General features: G+C 56.5%; 1 protein-coding gene and 1 pseudogene. One reads left to right on the top strand and one right to left on the bottom strand.

The features are described 5' to 3' along the window. Window positions 1-364, bottom strand: a pseudogene (locus AC1DRJ_RS26990) (Ig-like domain-containing protein); the annotation flags it as partial. 243 nt (window positions 365-607) lie between these two features. On the opposite strand from AC1DRJ_RS26990, the gene AC1DRJ_RS26995 reads away from it, so the two are divergent. Then, a partial coding sequence (locus AC1DRJ_RS26995) for an aldo/keto reductase (protein WP_477804837.1) occupies window positions 608-1,600 on the top strand: 993 nt, incomplete at its 3' end.

A 1,600-nucleotide genomic window follows, 5' to 3' on the forward strand; every position in this document is an offset into this window, starting at 1 on the left:
GCTCAGAAGTGCCCTCGTTGTGGCTGCTGCGACTGACGGTATAAGTCAGTGTGTTGACGAAACCCGGATCGGCCCTCAGCTTTCCATGTGGGATATGCAGTTCGACCGCATCATCCGTGGATTGGGTATGTGTGCTGGCAATGTTCCGTTCACCATTCAGATTGAGCGAAACGGTATCCAATGGTGCTTGATTGAAATAAGGATCAACCCTGACCTTCGCTCCCTCAGGCGTCAGGTCGTAAAAGTTGATGGCGATGGCACAATCCGCACCCAATACCGACTTGTTACTGTCAACGACATCCGGCGGAAAGAGCGCCAGAACTGCGTTTTCCGACAACTCTCGATCGAGTGGTTCATTGCTCATGACAACGCTCCTGACTCCAATGGGGGCTGCCCCTTTCGGGCGCAGAGGACTGGACGTCATCACACCTGACCGATGAATGAGCGGCTACTGTCAGATCTGACAGTGGCGACAAACGGTAAACAGTTTGCAGTACCCACTCTCCATTCAGCCACTCTCAGCACAGAGCCGATAAATCAGATTGCCGCGCACAACGTTTCTGGTATTTGATTGAGGCCTTTCTCCCACCGGTAAAAGGATTTCCTCATGAGCTATCGCACGCTGGGTCATTCGGGTCTACAGGTCTCTGCCCTGACCCTGGGCACCATGATGTTCGGCGAACAGACCAGTACCGAAGATTCCCTGCGGGTCATCGACAAGGCTTGGGACCAGGGCATCAATTTCATCGACACCGCCGACGTTTATACCGGCGGGCGCTCTGAAGAAATCGTCGGCGAGGCGWTTGCCGGCAATCGCCACGAATGGGTGCTGGCGACCAAGGTCGGTTTCGGCCCGGTAGACGGTGTGCCGAACCGCAGCGGCCTGAGCCGCAAACACATCTTCAATGGCATCGACGCCAGCCTGACGCGTTTGGGCACTGACTACCTTGATATCTATTACCTGCACCGCGAAGACCACAACACTCCGCTGGAAGTGACCGTGTCAGCGATGGGCGACTTGATTCGCCAGGGCAAGGTTCGTTATTGGGGTTTGTCAAACTACCGTGGCTGTCGCATTGCCGAGGTGATTCGTATCGCCGATCAACTGGGCGTAGACCGGCCAGTGATCAGTCAGCCGCTGTACAACATCGTCAACCGTCAGGCSGARACCGAGCAGATCACMGCWGCRCAMARYTATGGCCTYGGYGTGGTGCCTTACAGYCCGYTGGCSCGSGGCGTGCTCAGCGGTAAATACGCACCGGACGYGAAACCGGACGCCARCAGCCGTGCCGGGCGTGCAGACAAACGCATTCTGGAAACCGAGTGGCGGGTTGAGTCGTTGCGCATTGCCCAGCAACTCCAGCAGTACACGCAGGAACGTGGCGTGGGGATTGTCGAGTTTGCGATTGCCTGGGTGTTGAACAACAGCGCGGTGACATCGGCGATTGTCGGACCGCGTACCGAGGAACAGTGGGACGCGTACACCAAGGCACTAGCGGTGAAGATTACGGCTGAAGACGAGGCGTTTATTGATTCGTTGGTGGTGCCTGGRCATTCGTCGACGCCGGGGTTTAATGATGTGAGCCATTTTGTGTCTTGC

The sequence above is a fragment of the Pseudomonas sp. P5_B2 genome (genome assembly GCF_056400445.1).